General features: G+C 72.9%; 15 protein-coding genes. 5 read left to right on the top strand and 10 right to left on the bottom strand.

The features are described from left to right. Positions 1-250 precede the first annotated feature (250 nt). From ACSP97_RS32575 to ACSP97_RS32560, 4 genes are all read left to right on the top strand, one after another. Positions 251-4,507: a HAMP domain-containing protein gene (locus ACSP97_RS32575; RefSeq protein ID WP_440555591.1), complete on the top strand. Its 4,257-nt coding sequence runs from the start codon at positions 251-253 to the stop codon at positions 4,505-4,507. A gap of 109 nt (positions 4,508-4,616) precedes the next feature. Further along, positions 4,617-6,995 (top strand): SpoIIE family protein phosphatase, encoded by a 2,379-nt coding sequence (locus tag ACSP97_RS32570; protein ID WP_355530798.1) that lies wholly within the window; start codon positions 4,617-4,619, stop codon positions 6,993-6,995. 166 nt (positions 6,996-7,161) lie between these two features. Beyond that, positions 7,162-7,401: a DUF5133 domain-containing protein gene (locus tag ACSP97_RS32565; protein WP_358269891.1), complete on the top strand. Its 240-nt coding sequence runs from the start codon at positions 7,162-7,164 to the stop codon at positions 7,399-7,401. A 164-nt stretch (positions 7,402-7,565) separates the two neighbouring features. Next, positions 7,566-8,603, top strand: a complete 1,038-nt coding sequence (locus ACSP97_RS32560) for a C40 family peptidase (RefSeq protein WP_358269890.1) — start codon at positions 7,566-7,568, stop codon at positions 8,601-8,603. A 105-nt stretch (positions 8,604-8,708) separates the two neighbouring features. Here ACSP97_RS32560 and ACSP97_RS32555 read toward each other — a convergent pair whose 3' ends face one another. From ACSP97_RS32555 to ACSP97_RS32545, 3 genes are all read right to left on the bottom strand, one after another. Continuing rightward, positions 8,709-9,419, bottom strand: a complete 711-nt coding sequence (locus ACSP97_RS32555) for a hypothetical protein (protein ID WP_440555588.1) — start codon at positions 9,417-9,419, stop codon at positions 8,709-8,711. A gap of 251 nt (positions 9,420-9,670) precedes the next feature. Beyond that, positions 9,671-10,063 (bottom strand): (2Fe-2S) ferredoxin domain-containing protein, encoded by a 393-nt coding sequence (locus tag ACSP97_RS32550; protein WP_440555587.1) that lies wholly within the window; start codon positions 10,061-10,063, stop codon positions 9,671-9,673. Then, a complete protein-coding gene (locus tag ACSP97_RS32545) occupies positions 10,060-12,042 on the bottom strand; it encodes a heavy metal translocating P-type ATPase (RefSeq protein WP_440555585.1) in 1,983 nt (660 codons plus the stop codon). Before ACSP97_RS32545 ends, ACSP97_RS32550 begins: the two co-directional genes overlap by 4 nt. 103 nt (positions 12,043-12,145) lie before the next feature. Between ACSP97_RS32545 and ACSP97_RS32540 the strand changes: the two genes are divergently transcribed. Further along, positions 12,146-12,547, top strand: coding sequence for an ArsR/SmtB family transcription factor (locus ACSP97_RS32540; RefSeq protein WP_355330071.1), 402 nt, complete (start codon positions 12,146-12,148; stop codon positions 12,545-12,547). Between the two features lie 183 nt (positions 12,548-12,730). Here ACSP97_RS32540 and ACSP97_RS32535 read toward each other — a convergent pair whose 3' ends face one another. The 7 genes from ACSP97_RS32535 to ACSP97_RS32505 all read right to left on the bottom strand — a co-directional run bounded on the left by ACSP97_RS32535 (position 12,731) and on the right by ACSP97_RS32505 (position 22,400). Further along, on the bottom strand, positions 12,731-15,370 hold the full coding sequence (locus ACSP97_RS32535) for a hypothetical protein (RefSeq protein ID WP_440555583.1): 2,640 nt from the start codon (positions 15,368-15,370) through the stop codon (positions 12,731-12,733). 72 nt (positions 15,371-15,442) lie between these two features. Further along, on the bottom strand, positions 15,443-16,366 hold the full coding sequence (locus tag ACSP97_RS32530; RefSeq protein WP_440555582.1) for an aKG-HExxH-type peptide beta-hydroxylase: 924 nt from the start codon (positions 16,364-16,366) through the stop codon (positions 15,443-15,445). Beyond that, complete coding sequence (locus tag ACSP97_RS32525) at positions 16,366-17,325, bottom strand: JmjC domain-containing protein (RefSeq protein WP_355154421.1); 960 nt, start codon at positions 17,323-17,325, stop codon at positions 16,366-16,368. Before ACSP97_RS32525 ends, ACSP97_RS32530 begins: the two co-directional genes overlap by 1 nt. A 1-nt stretch (position 17,326) precedes the next feature. After that, positions 17,327-18,595 carry an MFS transporter gene (locus tag ACSP97_RS32520; RefSeq protein WP_355154423.1) on the bottom strand — a complete coding sequence of 423 codons (1,269 nt, stop codon included), beginning with the start codon at positions 18,593-18,595 and terminating at the stop codon, positions 17,327-17,329. A gap of 2 nt (positions 18,596-18,597) precedes the next feature. Further along, positions 18,598-19,731: a hypothetical protein gene (locus ACSP97_RS32515; RefSeq protein WP_355154425.1), complete on the bottom strand. Its 1,134-nt coding sequence runs from the start codon at positions 19,729-19,731 to the stop codon at positions 18,598-18,600. A 127-nt stretch (positions 19,732-19,858) separates the two neighbouring features. Further along, positions 19,859-20,011, bottom strand: coding sequence for a hypothetical protein (locus ACSP97_RS32510; RefSeq protein ID WP_167381455.1), 153 nt, complete (start codon positions 20,009-20,011; stop codon positions 19,859-19,861). A 100-nt stretch (positions 20,012-20,111) separates the two neighbouring features. Then, complete coding sequence (locus ACSP97_RS32505; RefSeq protein ID WP_440555581.1) at positions 20,112-22,400, bottom strand: lantibiotic dehydratase; 2,289 nt, start codon at positions 22,398-22,400, stop codon at positions 20,112-20,114. Between the last annotated feature and the right edge of the window lie 41 nt (positions 22,401-22,441).

Here is a 22,441-nt window from a genome sequence, read left to right as displayed (position 1 = left end):
GCCCCGGCCGGCTCGCGGTGCGGCGGGTCCGGCCGGGCGGCTCCCGGCCGGCGTCCGGCCCGGCGGGCGCCGGTGGCCGGTCCAACACTTTGTGCGAGCCCGCGCAACTGGGTTAACCTGCGGCGTATTTTCCCCGTCGGGTAAATCCGTGAACTGGGGAAATGCACACCAATCGTCGGGTCAGGCCGCGTGCCCGGCGCTGGTTCCGGGCCCCTCCATGGGGCTCTTGGGGAGCGGAATGAGGGTGCGCATGGCCGGCAAGGCGACCGGGACGACCGACGCGGTCCCCGGCAACGAGGAACTGAGAAGACTGCTCGCGGGGCTGACCGCGGTCCGGGACGGAGACTTCGGCACCCGGCTGCCGGACGACTCCTCGGGGCTGATGGGCGACATCGCCACCGTCTTCAACGGCATGGTCGACCAGTTGTCCGTGTTCACCTCCGAGGTCACCCGGGTGGCGCGCGAGGTGGGCACCGAGGGCACGCTCGGCGGGCAGGCGCAGGTGCCAGGGGTCTCGGGCACCTGGGCCGTGCTGACCGACTCGGTCAACGCCATGGCGGGGAACCTCACCACGCAGGTCCGTGACATCGCCCAGGTGGCCACCGCGGTGGCCAAGGGCGACCTGTCGCAGAAGATCGACGTGCCCGCGCGCGGTGAGATCCTCCAGCTGAAGGAGACCGTCAACACGATGGTCGACCAGCTGTCCGCGTTCGCCGACGAGGTCACCCGCGTCGCCCGCGAGGTCGGCACCGAGGGCCGCCTCGGCGGTCAGGCGCAGGTGCCGGGCGTGGCGGGGGTCTGGCGTGACCTTACGGATTCGGTCAACTTCATGGCCGGAAACCTCACCGCCCAGGTCCGCAACGTCGCCCAGGTGACGACGGCGGTGGCACAGGGCGACCTCTCCCAGAAGATCACCGTCGACGCCCGCGGCGAGATCCTGGAACTCAAGAGCACCATCAACACGATGGTCGACCAGCTGTCCGCCTTCGCCGACGAGGTCACCCGCGTCGCCCGCGAGGTCGGCACCGAAGGCCGCCTCGGCGGCCAGGCCGACGTCAAGGGCGTCAAGGGAACCTGGCGTGACCTGACGGACTCGGTCAACTTCATGGCCGGAAACCTCACCGCCCAGGTCCGCAACGTCGCCCAGGTGGCCACGGCGGTGGCGCAGGGCGACCTCTCCCAGAAGATCACCGTCGACGCCCGCGGCGAGATCCTGGAACTCAAGAGCACCATCAACACGATGGTCGACCAGCTGTCCGCCTTCGCCGACGAGGTCACCCGCGTCGCCCGCGAGGTCGGCACCGAAGGCCGGCTCGGCGGCCAGGCGCAGGTGCGGGGGGTGGCCGGCACCTGGAAGGACCTCACCGACAACGTCAACGTGATGGCCTCCAACCTCACGGGCCAGGTGCGTTCCATCACCCAGGTCGCCACCGCCGTCGCCAAGGGCGATCTCTCGCAGAAGATCACCGTGGAGGCCAAGGGCGAGGTCGCGGCGCTCGCCGACGTCATCAACACCATGGTCGACACCCTCTCGGCGTTCGCCGACGAGGTGACCCGGGTGGCGCGCGAGGTCGGCACCGAGGGCCGGCTCGGCGGCCAGGCCCATGTGCCCAACGTGGCCGGCACCTGGAAGGACCTCACCGACAACGTCAACTCCATGGCCAACAACCTCACCGGCCAGGTGCGCAACATCGCGCTGGTGACCACGGCCGTGGCCAAGGGCGACCTGTCGAAGAAGATCGACGTCGACGCCCGCGGCGAGATCCTCGAACTGAAGACGACCATCAACACGATGGTCGACCAGCTGTCCGCCTTCGCCGACGAGGTCACCCGCGTCGCCCGCGAGGTCGGCACCGAAGGCCGCCTCGGCGGCCAGGCCGAGGTCGAGGGCGTGTCCGGCACCTGGAAGCGGCTCACCGAGAACGTCAACGAACTCGCCGGGAACCTCACCCGGCAGGTCCGTGCCATCGCCGACGTCGCCAGCGCCGTCGCCGAGGGCGACCTGACCCGGTCCATCACCGTCGACGCCTCCGGCGAGGTCGCCGACCTCAAGGACAACATCAACTCCATGGTGGAGTCGCTGCGCGAGACCACCCGGGCCAACCAGGAACAGGACTGGCTCAAGACCAACCTGGCCCGGATCTCCGGCCTGATGCAGGGCCACCGGGACCTGCGCGTGGTGGCCGAGCTGATCATGGACGAGCTGGTGCCCCAGGTGTCCGCCCAGTACGGCGCCTTCTACCTCGCCGAGGACGGCGCCGCGGGGCCCGAGCTGCGGCTCGTCGGCTCGTACGGACGCCCCGACGAGGACGACCGGCCCGAGCGGATCTCCTTCGGCCGCTCCCTGGTCGGCCAGGCCGCGCGCAGCCGCCGCACCATCGCGGTGGACGAGCTGCCGCCCGGGTACGTCACCATCTCCTCCGGTCTCGGACAGGTCGTGCCGACCGCGCTGCTGCTGCTGCCCATCCTCTTCGAGGAGCAGGTGCTCGGCGTCATCGAGCTGGCCTCCGTCACCCGGTTCACCGCCGTCCAGCGGGACTTCCTCCAGCAGCTCGTGGACACCATCGGCGTCAACGTCAACACGATCGTCGCCAACGCGCGCACCGACGAACTCCTGGAGGAGTCGCAGCGCCTGACCAGCGAACTCCAGGCCCGTTCGGCCGAGTTGCAGGCCCGGCAGGAGGAGTTGCAGCGCTCCAACGCCGAACTGGAGGAGAAGGCGTCGCTGCTCGCCGAGCAGAACCGCGACATCGAGGGGAAGAACCTCCAGATCGAGCAGGCGCGGCAGGAACTGGAGGCGCGCGCCCAGCAGTTGTCGCTCGCCTCCAAGTACAAGTCCGAGTTCCTCGCCAACATGAGCCACGAGCTGCGCACCCCGCTCAACAGCCTGCTCATCCTGGCCCAGCTGCTCGCCCAGAACCCCTCCCGCAACCTCACCCCGAAGCAGGTGGAGTACGCGGGCATCATCCACTCGGCGGGCTCGGACCTGCTCCAGCTGATCAACGACATCCTCGACCTGTCCAAGGTCGAGGCCGGCAAGATGGACGTGACGCCGGAGCGGGTCCCGCTGCGCCAGCTCATCGAGTACGTCGAGGCCACCTTCCGGCCGATGACGTCCCAGAAGAGCCTCGGGTTCACCGTGACCACGTCGGCCGGCGCGCCCGCCGACCTGCTCACCGACGACTCCCGGCTCCGCCAGATCCTGCGCAACCTGCTGTCCAACGCGGTGAAGTTCACCGAGCAGGGCGGGGTCGAGCTGCGCGTCGAGCCCGCCGCCGACGACGAGGTGCCGCGGGACGTGGTGCGCGGCGGCGCGGTGGTCGCCTTCCGGGTGAAGGACACCGGCATCGGCATCCCGGAGCAGCAGCTGGAAAGCATCTTCGGCGCGTTCCAGCAGGCGGACGGCACCACCAGCCGCAAGTACGGCGGCACCGGGCTCGGCCTGTCCATCACCCGGGAGATCGCCCATCTGCTCGGCGGCGCCGTCACCGTCGACAGCACCCCGGGCAAGGGCAGCACCTTCACCCTCTACCTGCCCGTGGCGCGGCCGGACTTCGACGAACACCTGCACGGCGTGCGCGACACCGCCGAACCGGACGGGCAGGAACAGGAGACCGCCACGCCCCCGCGGGAACTGGAGGCGTCGGCACCGCGTGTCGCGGCCAAGCGGCAGCGCGCCCGCAGGCTGCTCGTCGTGGAGGAACGCCCGCGCGGCCTGCTGACCCTGGTCGCCGAGAGCGTCGTCGGCGACATGGACCACGGGCATGCCGACGGCATCCCGGTCGACATCATCACCGCGGTCGGCGCCCAGGAGGCGGCCGGTGCCCTCGCCGCCGAGCCCTGCCACTGCGTGGTCGTGGAACTGGGCGCCCCGGACGGGGAGTCGGCCCGGTTCCTGGCGGCGCTGCACGGCGACTCGGCCCTCGCCGGCGTCCCCGTGCTGGTGCACAGCTCCCACCGCGCGGAGTACCCGCCGGTGGAGCCGGGCGGCTCGCTGGAGTACCTCTCCAGCCTGGACGAGCTGCGGGAGCGGATCGCCCTCCACCTGTCGGCCGAGGAACCCGGCGAGGTGCTCACCTTCGTCCGCGGCGAGGAGTTGCAGCACGCTCCGGCGGAGCTGGTCGACGAGCAGACCCGCGGTCGTACCGTCCTGGTCGTCGACGACGACGCGCGCAACCTGTTCGCGCTCAGCGGCATCCTCGAACTGCACGGCTTCCGCGTCCTGCACGCGGAGAACGGCCGCAAGGGCATCGAGACGCTGGTGAACAACCCGGACGTGGAACTGGTCCTGATGGACGTGATGATGCCCGAGATGGACGGGTACGCCGCCACCGCCGAGATCCGCCGCATGCCGCAGTACGCCGACCTGCCGGTGATCGCCGTGACGGCGAAGGCGATGCACGGCGACCGGGAGAAGAGCCTCGCCTCCGGCGCCAGCGACTACGTGACGAAACCGGTGGACACGCGCGATCTCATCGCCTGCGTCCGGCGCTGGCTGCCCGCATGAGGCCCGCAGCGGCACCGCGCAACCGTCCGTCCGCAGGCCGAGGAGTACCCGTCCGGTGAACATCCAGCCATCCGCCGAGCCCGGTACCGAGACCGAGGCGGCGAGCGGTGTGCCCGCACCGCTGCCGCCGGTGGACGACGTGGCGGTCGATGTACCCGCCGGCTCCCCGGTCGGCAGGCTCGCCGCCACCGTGGAGCGGCTGCGCCACGAGGTGCGCACCGCGCAGGCCGAGGCCGAGGGCCGGGCGCTGATCGAGCTGGCCAAGGGCATCCTGGTCGAGCGGCTCGGCTGCGGTCCGGCCCAGGCCGGCCGGCAGCTCGCCGAGCTGGCCGAGCAGGCGCAGGTGACGTCGCTGGAACTCGCGGTGGACGTCATCAACCAGGCGGCCAGGGACCGGGTCGCGGAGGTGACCGAGGCCTTCCTGTCCACGGCCGCGGCGCCGTCCGGGCAGACCGAGGAGTCCCCGGCCGTGCGGCTGCGTGCCGCCGAGAGCGGTGTCCTGGCCGCCCACGACGCCCAGGCCATGGCCGACTCGCTGCTCGAACACGCCCTGCGCCCGCTCGGCGCCGTCGCGGTGGCCATCTGGGCGGCCGGTTCGGACGGTTCGCTCGCCCTGGCCGGCAGCGCGGGCTTCACGCCCGCCGAGGCGGCCCGTTGGTGCTATGTCCCGCCCGACGTGGCCACCGTGGCCCGGCGCGGGCTGACCGAACCCGACGGGCAGTGGCTGCCCTCCATCGCCGAGTCGGGGCTGCCCACCATCGGCCGGCGCGACTACCCCGACGGTGCCCGGATCGCCGTACCCGCCGGTGTGGGCGGCCGGATCCACGGCGTTCTGGAGATCGCCTGGCCCGGGTCCGAGGAGCCGCTGCCGCGGCCGGTGGTGCGCCAGGTGGAGACGCTCGCCGAGCTGTGCGCGCACACCCTGGAGGACTTCGTGCCCTCCGCCGGGACCAGTTGGGGGCCGCGGGTGGTGCCGGACGTGGCGGAGCTGATGGACCTGGCGGACGGGCTGCACGACCCGGCGCTGGTGCTGGTGCCGCACCTCGACGACGAGGGGCGGCTGGTCGACTTCCGCATCCAGCACGTCAACAGCCGTTTCCTCGACCCGGCGGGCAGGTCGCGGGCCGTCGTCGGCGGGGCCCTGCTGCTGGAGGCCTACCCGATGGCCGCCGGCGCCGGCGAGCTGTTCCAGCGCGTGGAGCGGGTCTACGCCACCGGCGAGCCGTTCCGCGCGCACCGGATGCGGCTGACCGCGCTGGTCGACCAGGTGCCGCTGTCCGCGGTCGCCGACATCAGCATCAGCCGCCACGGCTCCAGCGTGCTGCTCATCTGGCGGATCGAGGACGAGACGGCGCGCCTGGCCAGTCTGCTCCAGCACGCCCAGCGGCTCGGCCGGATCGGCGGCTTCGAGGAGAACCTGCTCACCAGCGAGATCACCTGGAACAGCCAGCTGTTCGACCTCTACGGGCGCCCGCCCACGAGTTCCCCGGTGCCGCTGGAGGACCTGCCCGCCTACTCCCACCCGGACGACGCCGTCCACATCGGGCGGTTCCTGCGCACCCTGCTGCACCAGCACCGACCGGCGTCCGCCGCCTTCCGGCTGCGGCGGCCGGACGGTGTCACCCGGCACATGCGCGTGGTCGCCGAACCGGTCCTGGACACCGCCGGGCAGCTGTTCGGCGTGCGCGGCGCCTACCAGGACATCTCCGCCCAGCACTGGACCGAGGTCGCCCTCGCCGCGACCCGCGACCAGCTCGCCCACACCGAGCAGCAGGCCGTCGAGCGCAACCGGCTCACCCTCCAGCTCCAGCACGCCATCATGCCGCCCACCCAGGCGCCGTTGCGCGTGCCGACCCTCGAGGTGGCGGTGCGCTACCGACCGGCCGAGACGGAGCATCTGGTCGGCGGCGACTGGTACGACGCGGTGGTGCTGCCCTCGGGGCTGGTGCTGCTGTGCGTCGGCGATGTGGCCGGGCACGGGATCGAGGCGGCCACCAGCATGGTCGTGCTGCGCAACGCGCTGCGCGGACTGGCCGTCACCGGGGCGGGTCCGGCGCAGCTGCTGTCCTGGCTGAACATCGTCGCCCACCATCTGACGGGCGCGGTCACCGCGACCGCCGTGTGCGGTCTGTACGACCCCGAGCGCCGTACGCTGCGCTGGGCGCGGGCGGGGCATCTGCCGCCGGTCGTGATGCGCACCGGCGAGGCCACGGCGCTGCCCCGGCTCAAGGGCCTGCTGCTCGGTGCCCTGCCGGAGGCGGAGTACGAGGAGACCGAGGTGCGGCTGGCCGCGGGCGACACCCTGCTGATGTACACCGACGGGCTGATCGAACGCCGGGACCGCTCGGTGGAGGAGTCCCTGTCCCATCTGCTGGAGACGGCGCGTTCGGCCCCCCGGACCCTGGACCAGCAGCTGGACCGGCTGCTCACGTACAGCAGGTCGGACACCGACGACGACACCTGCATCGTGGGCATCAGGGTGGGCTGACGGCGTACACCCGGTAGCGCGCCGGGGCCCGGGACCTGCCTTGGTGGCACAGGGGTCCGCTCTCGATGCATACGGTGATCGTTCGGGGGCACACGAAGCGCCGGAGGATCCGTTCGCGGGGTCCGGCCGGGGCCGTGTGCCCGCCCACCGAGAGAGGGATGTCGCTGTGTTGCTGCCTGCGGAGAAGGAACTGCGCGCGTTGCTGGCCCGCTTCGCCGAAGCTCGTTTCCGCCATGACCTCCAGCCCACCGGCCACTCCAGCCGGGAGCTGGAGGACACCTCGTACACGCTGTGCGTGATGACCGGCACCCGGACGGTGGACGAGGCCCTCGCCGCCGCCGACGCCATGCTGGAGCGGCTGCGCACCGAACGCGGGGAGGGCACACGGCCCGTCCTGGCCGCCTGACCCGCACGAACAGGCTCTTCCATGCAAACATTTGATCTAAACGAGAGGAAGTCATTAAGGTCTAGCTCCAACCCCCGTTGGTGATCACTCAGAGGGAGTGACGGCGGCGGGCCCCGCCCACCGATGTGCCGGCAGGCGGCTGAAGGAGCAAGGAGCTCGCCCCTGTGGCGTCCCATCGTCGACCCAAGCAGCCGAGCCGCACCCGTGTCACCGTACTGACCACCGCGGCCGCCGCCGCCGTCGCCCTCAGCGCGAACGCCGCCAACGCCGCACCGAGCGAGAAGCTCGGCAAGGACGAGGTCAAGGCGAAGGTCGACAAGCTGTACGAGCAGGCGGAGCAGGCCACCGAGAAGTACAACGGCGCCAAGGAGAAGCAGGAGAAGCTCCAGAAGGAGATCTCCACGATCCAGGACAACGTCGCGCGGGGCCAGGAGGACCTGAACAAGCTGCGCGACGGCCTGGGTTCACTGGCGACCGCGCAGTACCGTTCCGGCGGCATCGATCCCTCGGTGCAGCTCTTCCTGTCCGCCGACCCGGACGACTTCCTGGACAAGGCGTCCACGCTGGACCAGTTGAGCGGCCAGCAGGTCGAGGCCCTGAAGAAGATCCAGGCCAAACAGCGCGAACTCGCCCAGCAGCGCGCCGAGGCCACCGAGAAGCTCAAGGACCTCGCCGCCACCCGCACGGAGCTGGGCAACAAGAAGAAGGAGGTCCAGGGCAAGCTCGCCGAGGCGCAGAAGATCCTCAACACCCTGACCGCCAAGGAGAAGGCGGACCTCGCCGCCGAGCAGCAGCGCGCCAACCGCTCCTCCACCGAGCGGGTGGACCTCGGCAACGACGGCTCCGCCTCCGGCCGGGCCGCCGCCGCCTTCTCCGCCGCCCAGAGCCAGATAGGCAAGCCGTACGTGTACGGCGCCACCGGCCCCTCCTCCTTCGACTGCTCGGGCCTGACCTCCTGGGCCTACGCGCAGGCCGGCGTCTCCATACCGCGGACCTCCGAGGCGCAGTCGGGCATCGGGACCCGTCTCACGCGCAGCCAGCTCCAGGTCGGCGATCTGGTCTTCTTCTTCAACGACCTGCACCACGTGGGCCTGTACGCGGGCAACGGCCAGATCCTGCACGCACCGCGCACCGGCACGGTCGTGCGGTACGAGTCGATGGACACCATCGGCGGCCCGTTCATGTTCGGCGTCCGGGTCTGACCGCATCCGGCTTCGCGGACCCGTCGGTCCACGTTCGCGATGTGCACCCCGGCATCACCGCCGAGCCGGTGCCGAACCCGGTCTGCAGGCGGGACCCGCCCGAACTCACCGGACCGGCCTTCGGCGGTTGGCGGCAGGCGCCGCCGTGGCGGTGGCGTAGACGCCTTCGGCGTCCGGCCCGTCCCATGCGAGGTGCTGGGCCGGGGTGCAACCGGGCGGACCGGGCGGGCACGAAGGTTCGCCGCCGCGGGGGTTGCCGTCCGTCGGCAGGCCCTGATCACCACCCGGCCAGCCGATGATCACGGCAACCCAGCGTCCGCTCGGCGGAGGCTGGGCGACTGTCCAGGTGACCTGCCACTCGCGGTCCGTGACAATCTCCGCCTGGGGCGAGACAAGCCACTTCGCTCCCTTCGCCTGCCTGGTACGCGCAGCGGACGGCGTACCAGGCAGCTGGACGACGACATGGATCTCGGCAAGGTCCGGTAGATCCGACACCGTGCCCGAGAAGACGTACGTCTTGGCCGACGATGTGGCAGCACTCTCGGTCCACGAGGTGATGCTGACCCTGGGCGCCCGGGACGACGTCGACGCGGACGGCACGTGCGAAGACTGCTCAGGGCGCGCAGTGGACACAGCCGGGGGCGCCGCCGCGGACGAGCCGGGGTGTCCGTCATCCCGGTCGTCGCTCCATACGACCGGAACGAACGCGGCGATGACGGCGAACACACCGGCCAACACGGTACTCACGAGCGTGAAGAAACCACCCGCGATGGCGACCTTGGCGGCTTGGCTCCGTCCCCGGAACACGTTGTGCACCCGGCGCCACACCGAGGTCCGCCGCGCCCCCGGTCGAGGCGGCCGGGCAGGCGGAGGGCCGGGAGTGTCACTCGGAGGGGGCGGCGCGGTGGACAACGAACCTCCCGACGGTGCGGCGAATCAGAGGGCAAGCGTAGAGCTGTGACGGTCCTCCAGGGCATCGGCAAGCTTCTTCCGCCCGGCGACCGGGCCGCGTGGCGCGAGCCCCGTCCGGGCTCGGCCCCGCATGCGCGCCACCCGAACGTACGGGTTCACCGGTTCCGAGCGAACTCGTACAGGTCGAGCACGCCGGGCGGGTCCGCCAGGCCCGGGCCGCCGGCGGCGACCCACGCGGCGATGTCGGCGGCGGCGTCGATGTCGTTGACCAGGCCGAGCCACACCGGTCGGCCGCCGGCGGCCCGCCCGGCCGGGGACGGCTGCACCACGATCACGTCGGCGTGCTCGCAGGCGTCGAGGCAGCCGGTCACCCGGACCCGTCCGGTGCCGGACAACGCCTCGCGCAGCAGGCCGAGTTGGGCGGCGTGATCGACGCCGGGGAGCTTCTCGGTGCCGCAGCAGCAGCCGCGGCACACGGTCACGGTGCAGCGGTCGGGCCCCCCGGCCGCATCCGCGCCCCGGCCGGTCCCCCGGCCCCGGCGGCTCACCGGAGGCTCCCGCCGCGGGCACGGCGCCAGGCGCCGTCGGCGAGCAGCCGCAGGCCGTTGAGGCCGACGATGACGGTGGAACCCTCGTGGCCCGCGACGCCCAGCGGCAGGGGCAGGTTCCCGGCCAGGTCCCAGATCACCAGGCCGGTGATGAACACCGCCGCGACGACCAGGTTCTGCACGACCAGCCGGCGCGCCCGGCGGGAGAGGCGGACGAGTGCGGGGATGGTCGCCAGCTCGTCGCGGACCACGACCGCGTCGGCGGTCTCCAGGGCGAGGTCGGAGCCCGCGCGCCCCATGGCGATACCGGTGTGGGCGGCGGCCAGCGCGGGGGCGTCGTTGACGCCGTCGCCGACCACCAGCACCTTGCGCCCCGCCTGCTCCAGCTCCCGCACCACGGCCACCTTGTCCTGCGGCAGCAGCCCGGCACGGACGTCCGTGATGCCGACCTCGCCGGCCAGCCGGGCCGCCGCGCGCGGGTTGTCGCCGGTGACGAGGACCGGGGCGGTGCCGGTCAGTTCCGCCAGGGCGGCGACGGTGGCGGCGGCCTCGGCGCGCAGCCGGTCGGCAACGCCCAGCACGCCCACCGGCTCGCCGTCGAGGGTGACCAGCACGGCGGTGCGGCCCTCCTCCTCCAGGCCCGCGGCCACGGTCAGGGCCGGATGGCCCGGGTGGGCGTCGCCGAGGCGGGCGGGGCTGCCCACCGCGACGGTCCTGCCCTCGACGGTGGCGCGCACTCCGGTACCGGGCGCGGAGTCGAAGTCCCGCACCGGGGGGAGGTCCAGGCCGCGGGTGCGGGCGGCGGCCACGAGTGCGCGGGCCAGCGGGTGTTCGCTGGGGTGCTCGGCCGCCGCCGCCAGCCGCAGCACCTCGTCCTCCGTCAGCCCGGAGGCGGCCAGCGGGCGGATCTCCGTCGTCCTCGGCGTGCCCTCGGTCAGGGTGCCGGTCTTGTCCAGCGCCACCGCGTCGACCTGTCCGAGGCGTTCCATGACGACGGCGGACTTGACGAGGACGCCGTGGCGGCCGGCGTTGGCGATCGCGGACAGCAGCGGCGGCATGGTGGCCAGTACCACCGCGCACGGCGAGGCGACGATCATGAACGTCATGGCCCGCAGCAGGGTCGGCTGGAGCGCGGCTCCGAAGGCGAGGGGCAGCAGGAAGAGCGCGAGGGTGGCGGCCACCATGCCGAGGGAGTAGCGCTGTTCGACCTTCTCGATGAACAACTGGGTCGGCGCCTTGGTCTCGGAGGCTTCCTCCACCATGGCCACGATCCGGGCGATCACCGAGTCGGACGGGTCCCGCTCGACCTTCACCCGCAGCGCGCCGGTGCCGTTGAGGGTGCCGGCGAACACCTCGTCCCCGGCTTCCTTCGGCACCGGCAGCGGCTCGCCGGTGATGGTGGACTGGTCGACCTCGCTCGCCCCCGCCAGCACCCGGCCGTCGGCGCCGACGCGCTCGCCGGGGCGCACCAGGACGGTCTCGCCCACCGCGAGCCGCTCGGTGGGCACGGTCTCCTCCTCGCCGTCGTCGGCGACACGGGTGGCCGTGGCGGGGGCGAGGTCGAGCAGGCCGCGCACGGAGTCGGCGGTGCGGGCGGTGGCGATCGCCTCCAGCGCACCGGAGGTGGCGAAGATGACGATGAGCAGCGCGCCGTCGAGCACCTGCCCGATCGCCGCCGCCCCGAGCGCGGCGACCACCATCAGCAGGTCCACGTCCAGGGTCTTCTCCCGCAGCGCCTGGAGCCCGGCCCAGCCCGGTTCCCAGCCGCCGGTCGCGTAGACGGCCGCGAACAGCGTGCCCCAGGTCCATGACGGCGCCCCGGTGAGGTACAGCGGCAGCGCGACCAGGAACAGCACCAGGGCGGCGGTCGCCCAGCGGGCCTCGGGCAGGGCGAGGATCCGGGTGCGGCGGCGGGGTGCGGCCGCCTCGTGCGCGGTGCCGTCCGGCGCCGGGCGGGTGAGCGTGGATGAGTTCGACATGGGTCCTTCACGGTGGGCGGCACGGTGTCCCGACCCGACCACCGTAGCAGGAATGAATGAAGAGTCATTCATGCGTTCATGAATGGTGTCGTACCATGAACACATGGGTCATGGAGCCGCACAGCCGTCAGGACGCGTCCCGCGCAGGAGTCTGGACGCGGCGAGCGCCACCAAGGTGGCCACCACCCTCCAGGCCCTGGCGACCCCTTCGCGGCTGCTCATCCTCGCCCGGCTGCGCGAGGGCCCGCTGCCCGCGACCGAACTGGCCGCCGAGGTCGGCATGGAACAGTCCGCCTGTTCCCACCAGTTGCGGCTGCTGCGCAACCTCGGTCTCGTCGTCGGCACCCGCAAGGGCCGCTCCATCGTGTACTCGCTCTACGACAACCACGTCGCGGAACTGATCGACCAGGCCATCTACCACGTGGAGCACCTCCGCCTGGGCCTGACGGACACGGCCGCCCTCACCGAGCCGGAAGCGGAAGCGGCGGGCCTGCCGAGCGCCTGACCACACGCGCCGTTTCACCCGATGCGGTGACCCGGCCCCCTTGACCGGCCCCCTGCGCGCCCGCCGGCCTCGTCGACGCCGCCCCCGGCGCCGGCCGCGGGCGGCGGGGCGAGGTCCGCCGCCCGCTGCCCGACGGCGGCCGTCAGGGTCGTAGGACGCGGGCCCGCCGCAGGACCCTCCCGGCTACGCGGGCTCCGCGGGGCCGAACACCGCGACCTCCCGGCCGAATCCGGCCACGAGCCGGCCGGTCGGGGTCACGGCGAGCGCGCCGACCGGGAAGGGCAGCACCAGGTCGGGGCCGCTCGGGGTGCGGGTCGTCAGGTCCCAGGTGCGCACGATGCCGTCGTGGCCGCCGGTGAGGAGCAGGGGGCGGCCCTCGATCCGGGCGGTGGTCAGCGCGGTGAGGCCGTCGGCGCGGACGGGCTCGCCGACCGGGGCGCGGGTGGTGAGGTCCCGGAGGTGGACCAGGCCGTCCTCGCACCCCACCGCCAGCACCGGGCGTCCGTCGACCACCGCCGTCGCCAGCATCTCGATGGCCGGCGGCAGCTCGTCCTCCGGCTCCGCCGCGGATACGGCCCCGGCGGACGGTGCGAGCACGATCGGCGGGCCGAGCGGGGCGCCGGAGGCCGGGTCCCACAGCCGTACCGTGTCCTCGTCCGCGGTGACCGCCACCGGGCGTCCTTCGAGTTCCGTGGTGACCACGGCGGTCACGCCGGACTCGTGTCCGCTCAGCGGCCCGTGCAGGTCCTCCCCGGTGCCGAGGTCCCAGATCCGGACCGCGCCGTCCGTGCCGCCGGTGACGGCGACCGGACGGCCGTCCAGTGCCGTCGTCGCCACGGCGTGCACGTCGGCGTCGTGGTCGAGCCCGCCCCGCTCCGCTCCGCCGACGGGGTCCCAGAGGCGGGCCGTGCCGCCGTTCCCGGCGACGACCACGAGGGGTCGGCCGTCGACCACCGCGGCCGCCGTCCCGTACACCGGGTCGCCGGAGCCGGTGAGGGGCGTGCCCGCCGCGGCGCCGGTGGCCAGGTCCCACAGGCGGGCCGTGCCGTCCCAGCCGGAGCTGACGACGAGGGTGCCGCCGTCCGCCTCGATCGTCGTCACGGAGGTCACCGTGTCGCCGTGGCCGGGCAGCGGGTCGCTCACGGGGCGTTCGGTGTCCGGGTCCCAGCGGTGGACCCTGCCGTCGCCGGTGCCGATGAGCACCACCGGCCGCCCGTCCACTGTGGTCGCGGCCAGTGTCCGCACGCGGCCGAGCGGGCCGGCGAAGGCCTGGGCGCTCTGCCGTCCGGTGGCCGGGTCCCACAGCCGCACCATGCCGGTGGTGTCGCCGGTCACCACCACCGGACCAGCCCCGCCCGTCACCGCCGCCACGGTCTGCGGCCATGTGGTGGAGCCGCCGAGGCGTTCGCCGACCCGGGCACCCGACGCCAGGTCCCAGAGGGTGGCCGAGCCGTCGGAGCCGCCGACGACCACGACCGGACCGCCATCGGCCGACACCGTGGCCAGGGCCTCCACCGCACCGGTCCCGGTGGCCAGGGGCGCCCGGAGCCGGCGTCCCTTCGCGAGGTCCCAGACCCGGACGGTGCCCCCGAAGTCGCCGGTCACCGCGACCGGCCGCCGGTCGAGCACCGTCGTGGCGACCGCGGCCAGCCGGTGCGGGTAGGCGCTGCCGGGGCCGGCCGGCTCGCCCATCGGAGCGCCGACCGGTTCCCCGGTGGCCAGGTCCCAGACCCGCACGCTCTGGTCATGGCCGCAGGTGACGGCAACCGGGCGGTCGCGCACCGTCGCCGTGGCCACCCCGGTGACCCAGTCGGTGTGGCCGGTCAGGGGCGCGTGCCGGAGCCGTCGGGTGCGCAGGTCCCAGATCCGTACGGCCTTGTCGGTGCCGGCCGAGACGGCCAGCGGGCGGCCGTCCAGGTCGGCCGTCGCCACGGCGAGGACCCGCCCGGTGTGCTCGGCGAGCGGTTCGCCGACCGGTTCGCCGGTGGCCAGGTCCCACAGGCGTACGGTGCCGTCGTCGCCGCCGGTGACCACGACCGGGCGGCCGTCGACGGTGACCGGTCCCGCGGCGACCGCCGACACGCCGTCCGGGTGACCCAGCGTGCTCCAGCGGCAGCCGCCGAGCTGGACGCCGCTCGCCCACTCGACGCGCCGGCGCGCGGCCGGCTCGTCCGGCACCGGTACGGCATCGATCCGTGCCGCCAGGTCGAGGTCCCCGTAGCGGGCGGCGTCGAGTGCCAGCAGGTGGCGGCGCACGGCGGCGGGGGCGTCCCGGTGCCGGTGGGCCGAGGCCTGGTACACCGCGGCGCCGAGACGTCCGGGCCCCCAGGCCCTGGGCAGCAGGGTGAGCATCGTCGCCGGGTCGGCGTGCACCAAGAACCCCGGGTCCGCGAAGGGGATGGAGCCCAGGTAGACCTCCACGGCCTGGCGCAGCCCGGGGTCCGGTCCCTCGGCGGCGCGCAGCCACAGGGCGATGGCCTCCTCGGCCTCGCCGTTCTCGGACAGCAGTGTCCCGAGCCGTTCCTCGGCGAGCTGGCGGTAGGGGTCGACCGTCGACCCGACCGCGCCGCGCAGCAGTTCCTCGGCCTGCTCCCGGTCACCGCGCTCGCGTGCCCGGTCGGCCTCGTCGATCAGCGCCGCCGTGGCGATCATGTCCTCCGCCACGTGCGGCGGGAGGGAGGACAGGTCCACCAGTTCCTCGGGACGGGCCCACGCCCTGGGGTCTTCACCGGCCGGGCGGGCGGGTGCCTGGCGCTGTGGGCGCGCACGGCGCCCGCCGAACAACTTGCCTATCCAGCCGCGGTGTTGCTTCGAGTCGGTCATCCCTCTCCCCACGCTCCGGTCCGGTGGGGCTCACCCTACTGACCGGGCGGCGGGGGCAGTGGGTGGTGGTGGTCAGGGCTGGTGGGCGGTGGTCAGTTCCTTCTCCCAGTGGAGGAGGTCGTCGAAGTACCGCCGGCCGTCGTCCGTCCACTCGGCGGCCGGTTCCAGGGCCTCGATGGTGCCCCGCAGGCGCCGCAGCGCGTCGTCGCGCCGGGTGGCGACCTCGGCCGGAGCCGTGGGTTCCGCCGCCCAGCGGGCGAGGCCGTGGGCCATGCGGGCCAAAACGTGGGCGGCGTGCACGGCGCCGGAGACCGGACGCGGGTCGGGGCGCAGCGGGTGGCTGATCATGAGGTCGCCGTTGGTCACCAGGGTCGCGAAGAAGTTCCGCAGGTAGAGCGCGTGGTGGCCGGTCTCGTGCAGGAGTGCCTCGAAGGCGGCCGGGGTGCTCGCGATACTGGAGGAGCCGAGGTAGATGGCGCCGAAGGTCGGGCGGAGCGTGGCCGAGCGGAAGGCGCCGCCCTGGACGTGCACGATGACCCGGATCAACAGGTCCATTTCCAGGGCGGCTTCGGGCCAGACCCGGCGCAGGGTCGCCCGGGCGGCCGCCAGGTGGGCGATCCCCTCGGTGAGGTCCGGTGCGCCGAAGTCGGCCTCGCCGATGCCGTGGGTCTGCCGGATGTCGGCGAGCAGCTGGCCGGTGCCCCATCGGCACCAGTCGGGCAGCGCGTCCGGCCCGCCGGGCGCGAGGTGTTCGAGCGGCGGCATCAGGCCGGCGTCCGCCAGCGCGCCGGCCAGCTCCGCCACGTGGGCGGGGTCGGCGTCGTCGCCGGAGGTCGCCGCCCAGACCAGGCCGGGGTGCAGACAGGCGGGCTCGGTGCCGGCGGGCAGGGCGGATCCCAGGCGCCGCAGGATCTCCCGGTGGTGGCCGCGGACCAGGCTCATGGTGCCGGCCGGGGTGATGCCGACCCGGACCGCCTCGTCCTGCCCGGCCCCCATCAGGCGTCACCCGACGGGGAGTCCACCGCGAGGATCGTGCCGAGCGAGGCCGCCTCCGCCTTCTTGAGCTGCTGTTCGCGGGCCTGGAGGCGCCGCACCACCAGCGCGGAGATCAGCTCGTCGCTCAGTCCCTCCAGGGTGCGGAAGACGTCCTCCCGGACCTCCTTCCAGATCTCCTTGGAACCGCCGCTCAGCGCCTCGGACTTGCGAGGCAGCCGACCGCGCAGCGCGGGGCTGCGTTCGGCGGCGAGGTCGAGGACGTCGTGCAGGATCTGGGTCCAGGTGTCCTCGACGCCGTCGGAGAAGGCGATGTGGACGGAGCCCTCCGCTCCCGTGGTGCCCTCGTGGTAGAAGCCGCGGGGCAGGTAGAGGCAGTCGCCGGCGTGCAGGGTGACTTCGAGGCGGAGCGGGGTCTGCGGGGTGACGCCCGGCTTGGAGCGCTTGAGGGGCCACTTCATCGGCGGCTCGTGCAGCCGCCAGGTCTTGGAGCCGGCCAGCTGGCGGATGAAGATGCTGGCGAGGTCGTAGTGCGCCTCGGCGCCCTTGGAGTGCGGCGGGGTCAGGAAGGCGTTGGCGGCGACGGGCACCCCGAGGTCCTCGGACAGTTCGGAGCAGAACGCCTCCACCTCGGGGCAGTACGTGGACATCGCCTGGTAGACGAGGGTCGCGCCCTGCCGCATCTGGTCGACGACGTACCGGGGGTCCGCGAGCCCGGACAGCACCCGGCGCTCGTCGGAGCCGTCGTCACCGGGCTTGGCCGCGTGCCGGACCCCGATGTCCTTGCCGTGTTTCCAGAGCCTGATGTACGGGGTCCGCAGTCCTCGCTCGAACAGGAGCCGCTGGGCGAGGTCGGTCGAGAACACGTGGTCCAGCTCGCCCATGTCCCGGCTGACGTACGGCTCGGTGTCCCGGATGGACACCAGCTTCGACGGATCGTCGAGGAGCTTCTCCACGGCCATGTCATACCTCCACGTCTCCGAGAACCGGCTGTTCTTCGTGTTCTTCCTGATGGAAGTCGCGCACCCCGGGCACGGCCAGCACCAGCAGGGCGGCGCCGAGCTGTACGACGGCGGCGGCGACGAGTACGGTCGTGCGCCCCACCGCGTCCGCCAGCGGTCCGATGACGGCCAGGCCGAGCGGCAGCAGCGCGAGGCTGCACAGCCAGTCGACGGAGCTGATCCGGCCGAGGAGCGAGGGCGGGAACTGGCGTTGCAGGGCGGTGTGCAGAAGGGTGTTGAAGGGCATCATCGCGAAGCCCGCGATCATGTATCCGGCCACCACCCACCACAGCGAGAACGGGGTGAGCAGCACGAGCGGCACGAGCGTGAAGAGCGCGTTGAAGATCATCGCGCTGGTGCCGGGGTGCTTCAGCCTGATCCGTCCGACGACGATCGTGCCGATGAAGCCGCTGAGGCTGAACATGGCGATGACCAGGCCGTAGGCGGAGGGTCCGGCGAACCTCTCCTGTGTGATGACCGGCAGCAGCACCATGTGGGGCGCGACGACCAGCATGGTCTGTACCGCGGTCATGGTGAGGATGGCCGCGGTCCAGCGCACGCGGCGCACCGCCGCCAGTCCTTCGCGGATCTCCTGGACCATGGAGGAGCGGGACACCTGCCGCCGCATCGGCGGTTCGGTGACCGCGAGGACGCACAGCAGGCTGATCGCGAAGGTGGCCGCGTTGGCGGCGAAGGCCACCCGGGTGCCGACGGTGGCCACCAGTACGCCGCCGAGCGCGGGTCCGACGACTGCCGCCGCGCTCTCCATGCCGCCCCGCCAGACGTTGGCGCTGAGCAGCCGGTCCTCGGGCACGAGCGAGGGCACCAGACCGCCGTAGGCGGGTCGGAAGAACGCCTCTCCGCTGCCGACGAGGAAGGTCGTCACGGCGAGCGAGAGGGTCGCGGTGTCGAACGCGCCGAGGACCACGACGGTGATGGCCACCAGCCGGAAGCCGTCGGCGAGCATCATCGCGCGGCGCCGGGGCACGCGATCGGCCCAGACACCGCCGATGAGCACGAACAGGACGGTGGCGAGCATCCGGGCGCCGATCACCAGACCGACGTCGCCCGCGTCCCCGCCGCACTCGATCACCCGGAGGGACACGGCCACGTTGAAGAGCTGGTCGCCGACGGCGCTGACCGCCTGTCCGGCCCACAGGTACCGGAAGTCGCGCAGTTCCATGGCGCTGCCGGCCAGCCGGCCGGTCAACAGGGTTTTCGCGTTGGGCATGTTCAGATGATCGCGCTCGCGGCGGCGGGGTCGGTCAGTTCGCCGTAACCGAACCCGCAGCAGTCGCCCGTGATGTCCTCGTCACGCACCAGCCGGGGGTGTTCGTCCCCGGTGAGCGGGAGGTCGGCCAGGTCGACGGGTTCGGGGTCGTCGTCGATGTGGAGTTCCGCGCCGTCGGTGATGAGGTCGAGGTGCACCTTCTCTTCGTAGTCGACCACGGCGCGGTCCTGGTTGTGCTGGCCGAACCCGATGTGCACGCCGATACGGCGCTCGTTGATGTGCGAGTTGGCCGGGATGAACCGGTCGATGCCGTTGTTGGTGCCGAAACCCAGCTCGCCCACGCGCATGCCGTGCGGTTGCTTGAAGCAGAGTTCGACGAGTTCGCGTACGTCGTCGTCGCCGCCTGTGAAGCCGGTGGCGCGCCCGTCCGCGATGTCGACCGTGAGCGGGTGGTCCGCCAGCCGGGTGTCGATGCGGGTGATGACGTTGCAGTTGAGTGCCCCGTCCGCCACCAGCCGGCCGTCGATCCCGGCGGGGTAGGTGGCGATTTCCCCGGCGGGGAGGATGGTGAAGCCGCCCGGGCGCCAGACGCCGCGGTTGCTGATCCAGTCGTAGCGCTCGGCGTCGAGCCGGATGCGCAGGTCGGTGCCGCCCGGGCTGGTGACCCGGACGCTGCGGGCCTTGGTCAGGCGGGTCAGCAGTGCGGCGTTGCGGGCGCTGAGTTCGTCCGGTCCGAGGTTGAGGGCCTGCTCGAAGAATTCCCGTGACGCGCTGATGATGCGGACGATCATGCAGCGGTCGCTGCCGAACCGCTGCATCAGGTGCTGCAGCGGCGAGAAGTGGGACATCGTGTCGCGTTCGAGCGTGAAGACGACGAGCCGGCCGGTGAAGGAGGCGGGGTCCGGAACGGCGGATTCCAGGCGGGCGGCGAATCCGTAGTCCACGAGTGGCCGCATGCCGACGGCCTTGGCGGCGATGCCGCGCTGCTTGAGTCCGGCGACCAGCCAGGCGGCCGCCTCCCGGCTGTCCGGGGCGAAGACGACGACGCAATGGTCGCGCTCGGTGAGGCCGGCGTACCGGTCGAGGAGTGCATCGACTCCATCCCGCAGGTCGCGGCTGGGCTGGACGACGGTCACGGCGTGCTCCCCCTGGCTTCGGGTCGGGTCGGCGGTTCTTCCGGGCAAGGGGGGTTCCGGCCGCGGGCATCGCGCGCGGCCGGAACCCCTGGGGTCTTGCCAGGTGTCGGATGGCGCTCGCCGGTTGTCAGGTGGCGACGAACCACGCCATCAGCGGACCTTCTTCGCCGCTGCCGACCGGCACGAGGACCTCGGCCGACTCGGCCTCGGAGAGCTCGCGCAGCGCGTCCTCGACCAAAGACTCGTACGAGGGCGCTTCCATCGTCTCCGCTTGTGTCATCTTTGACTCCTCTCAGACAACAACAGTGCCGCGTGATGCTAAGCGTCATGCTCATGCCAGATCAATGGGAATTTGGCACTCACCTTCTGTTTGATCGCGGCTATTGGGGGTATCCCGCGCTGGTGTCGAAGGCGACGAATCTCAATTCCGAGGTGTAGCGGCGGTTTTCCTCGTCGGTGAGCCAGGACTGTTCCGGGGTCGGGAGCATTTCCGTGAACACGGCCGTTCCCCGCGGGTCCTTGCGGGCCAGGCGGCGCAGGGCCTTGGCGAGGATCGTGACGTAGACGGGGCTGTCGAAGTCGACGTAGAACGGCCGGGACTCGGTCGGCGAGACGACGAAGACGTAGCGGGGCAGGCCCAGCTGGGCGCGCCAGCGGCGGGCCCCGACGAAGCGGCGGGCCTCGTCCTTCTCGGCGGCGAACTCCGCGTCCGCGGCCGCCAGGCGCCAGGTCTCGCGCGCGACCACCAGGCGGTCGAGGGTGACGCGGGGAGTGTGGTCCGCGCTCGGCAGCAGTTGGAAGAGGTCCATCGACAGCGTGGTCAGGACGTGGGAGAAGACGTCGAGGGCGGGGAAGGCCGAGCCGTCCGGGAGGCGGACGACCAGCTCGCCGGCCCGGTCCTCCACGGTGGCGTCGGCGCTGCGGACCGTACGGGCGGGGTCGGCGGCGAAGTCGGCGAGGGCCACCTGCCGGTCCTGGGGGCGGACGAGGGTGTGGCGCACCCGCGCCGAGAGACGGGACCGGTGCTCCTTGGGGAGCAGGGGCATCAGCCGGGGGCCGGGGTGGTCGCGGTCGGTGAGCCGCAGGAGTTCGTCGACGTCCGGGTGCTGGTGGGTGAAGAGGGACGCGCCCAAGGTGTTGGCGGCCAGGTGGAGTTCGCCGAGGACGAGGGTGAAGTCGCCGCGTGCCACGGAGTCCGTGCCGTCGGCGGCGATCAGGATGTCCGGACTGAGGTAGCGGGCCGCCGTCCAGGCCTCGCCGGTGGCCGGAAACCGCTCCCGTACCGCCGCCTCGATGCCGGCCGACGTCAGCGTGACCCGGCGGGCGTCGGGCGGGGCCGCCAGGATCCGCTGCCAGCGCCGGGCGAACTCGCCCTGCAACTGCGTGGCCTTGGCACGGGCGGCGCCGTGCAGCACCGGCAGGCAGGCGAACCAGAAGGAGGCCAGATCGACCGGCCCCTCGGCGGCCAGCCGGTCGTGCACGCGGCGGATCTCCTCCCGTACCGTCGCGGCGAGTTCGGCGGTGAGCCAGGCGGCGCTGTCCATCAACAGCCCGAGCGGGCGCAGCGCTTCGAGCATCGCGGGGCCGAGGCGGGCGGTGGCGGACCGCCGGGTGTCGGAGTAGACCAGCGCGCGGCAGGGCGCGGTCGACGCGGACTTCTCCCGTACGGCGGCGGTGGCGGTCAGCTCGGTGAAGTCGTGTTCGAGCCCGGTCAGCGCCGCCACGAGGGTGTCCACGTCGCGGGCCGCCGCCACCCGTGCGCGGCCCCGTTCCAGCCGGTCCAGTGCCGCCAGCCCGCGCCGGCGGAGTGCGGGCGCGCCCACGGTTTTCAGCCAGGCGCGCAGGGCCCGGTCGGGGTGGGTGTCGGCGGGGAGTTCGAGGCGCCAGACCACCCAGCGGCGGGCGACCAGGTCGGCCAGGACGGCGGGGACGTCGGTGTCCGGGAGTTCGGCGGCGATCTCCCGGGCCGGGCGCACCCCGTCGCAGCGGGCGAGGACGGCCGCCGTCCCCGCGGGCACGGGCTGCGCGCGCCGGCCGGGCACCCGGACGCGGTCCCCCTCCAGCACCAGGAACGGCACCCGCCGGGGCGCGATCCACTCGCGCAGGGCGGGGTCGGCGTCCAGGGCCCTCGCGAGCGCGTCGATGCCCCAGGTGGCCCAGTAGACGGTGGACTTGGCGATCAGGCCGGTGCCGGGGTCCACGGCGAGGCCCGGGGCCGCGGAGTCCCAGCGGCCCCAGCCGACCGGGCCGAAGAAGCCGATGGTGTCGTTCTTCACGCAGAACCGCTGCCAGTAGTGCGCAACCAGCTCCTCGCGCTGACGCGGCATGCTGCTGCGGCTGTCCGCGCTCGGCGTCCAGCGCAGGAACGGGGCGATCCCGGAAGTGAGCACCGGCCGGTTCTGCCAGGCCACGGCCTCCCGGAAGGCCGGTGTCCGGGCGATGTCCTGCAAGGTGTGCGCGGTCGTCACGGCGGCGTCCGCGAAGAGGCGGGCGAAGCCGGTCCACTCGGGGCCGTCGAGCGGCTCGCCCGCCCCGAACTTGTCGGCGGCCTCGGCCAGTCCGGGCGGGGCGAGGCGGAGCACGCCGTCGGCGGGGAAGCCCGCCCCGCGCAGGGCGAACTGTTCCCACAGCCGCCAGCGGCCGAGGGACGGCACGAGGTCTTCGGTCATGGCACGGCTCTCCTTGGCGAGCGCGGGTGGACGGGGCGTCT

It is taken from the genome of Streptomyces sp. SCPE 10, from assembly GCF_051980735.1.
Classification (GTDB): Bacteria; Actinomycetota; Actinomycetes; order Streptomycetales; family Streptomycetaceae; genus Streptomyces; species Streptomyces misionensis.
Note: the sequence above shows the minus strand (reverse complement) of the source record. Positions and strands in the feature narration are given on the sequence as shown.

Coding starts and splice junctions, on each gene's coding strand:
- ACSP97_RS32575 (WP_440555591.1), top strand. CDS start 251: ATGGCCGGCAAGGCGACCGGGACGACCGACGCGGTCCCCGGCAACGAG.
- ACSP97_RS32545 (WP_440555585.1), bottom strand. CDS start 12,042: ATGTCGAACTCATCCACGCTCACCCGCCCGGCGCCGGACGGCACCGCG.
- ACSP97_RS32540 (WP_355330071.1), top strand. CDS start 12,146: ATGGGTCATGGAGCCGCACAGCCGTCAGGACGCGTCCCGCGCAGGAGT.
- ACSP97_RS32535 (WP_440555583.1), bottom strand. CDS start 15,370: ATGACCGACTCGAAGCAACACCGCGGCTGGATAGGCAAGTTGTTCGGC.
- ACSP97_RS32530 (WP_440555582.1), bottom strand. CDS start 16,366: ATGGGGGCCGGGCAGGACGAGGCGGTCCGGGTCGGCATCACCCCGGCC.
- ACSP97_RS32525 (WP_355154421.1), bottom strand. CDS start 17,325: ATGGCCGTGGAGAAGCTCCTCGACGATCCGTCGAAGCTGGTGTCCATC.
- ACSP97_RS32520 (WP_355154423.1), bottom strand. CDS start 18,595: ATGCCCAACGCGAAAACCCTGTTGACCGGCCGGCTGGCCGGCAGCGCC.
- ACSP97_RS32510 (WP_167381455.1), bottom strand. CDS start 20,011: ATGACACAAGCGGAGACGATGGAAGCGCCCTCGTACGAGTCTTTGGTC.
- ACSP97_RS32505 (WP_440555581.1), bottom strand. CDS start 22,400: ATGACCGAAGACCTCGTGCCGTCCCTCGGCCGCTGGCGGCTGTGGGAA.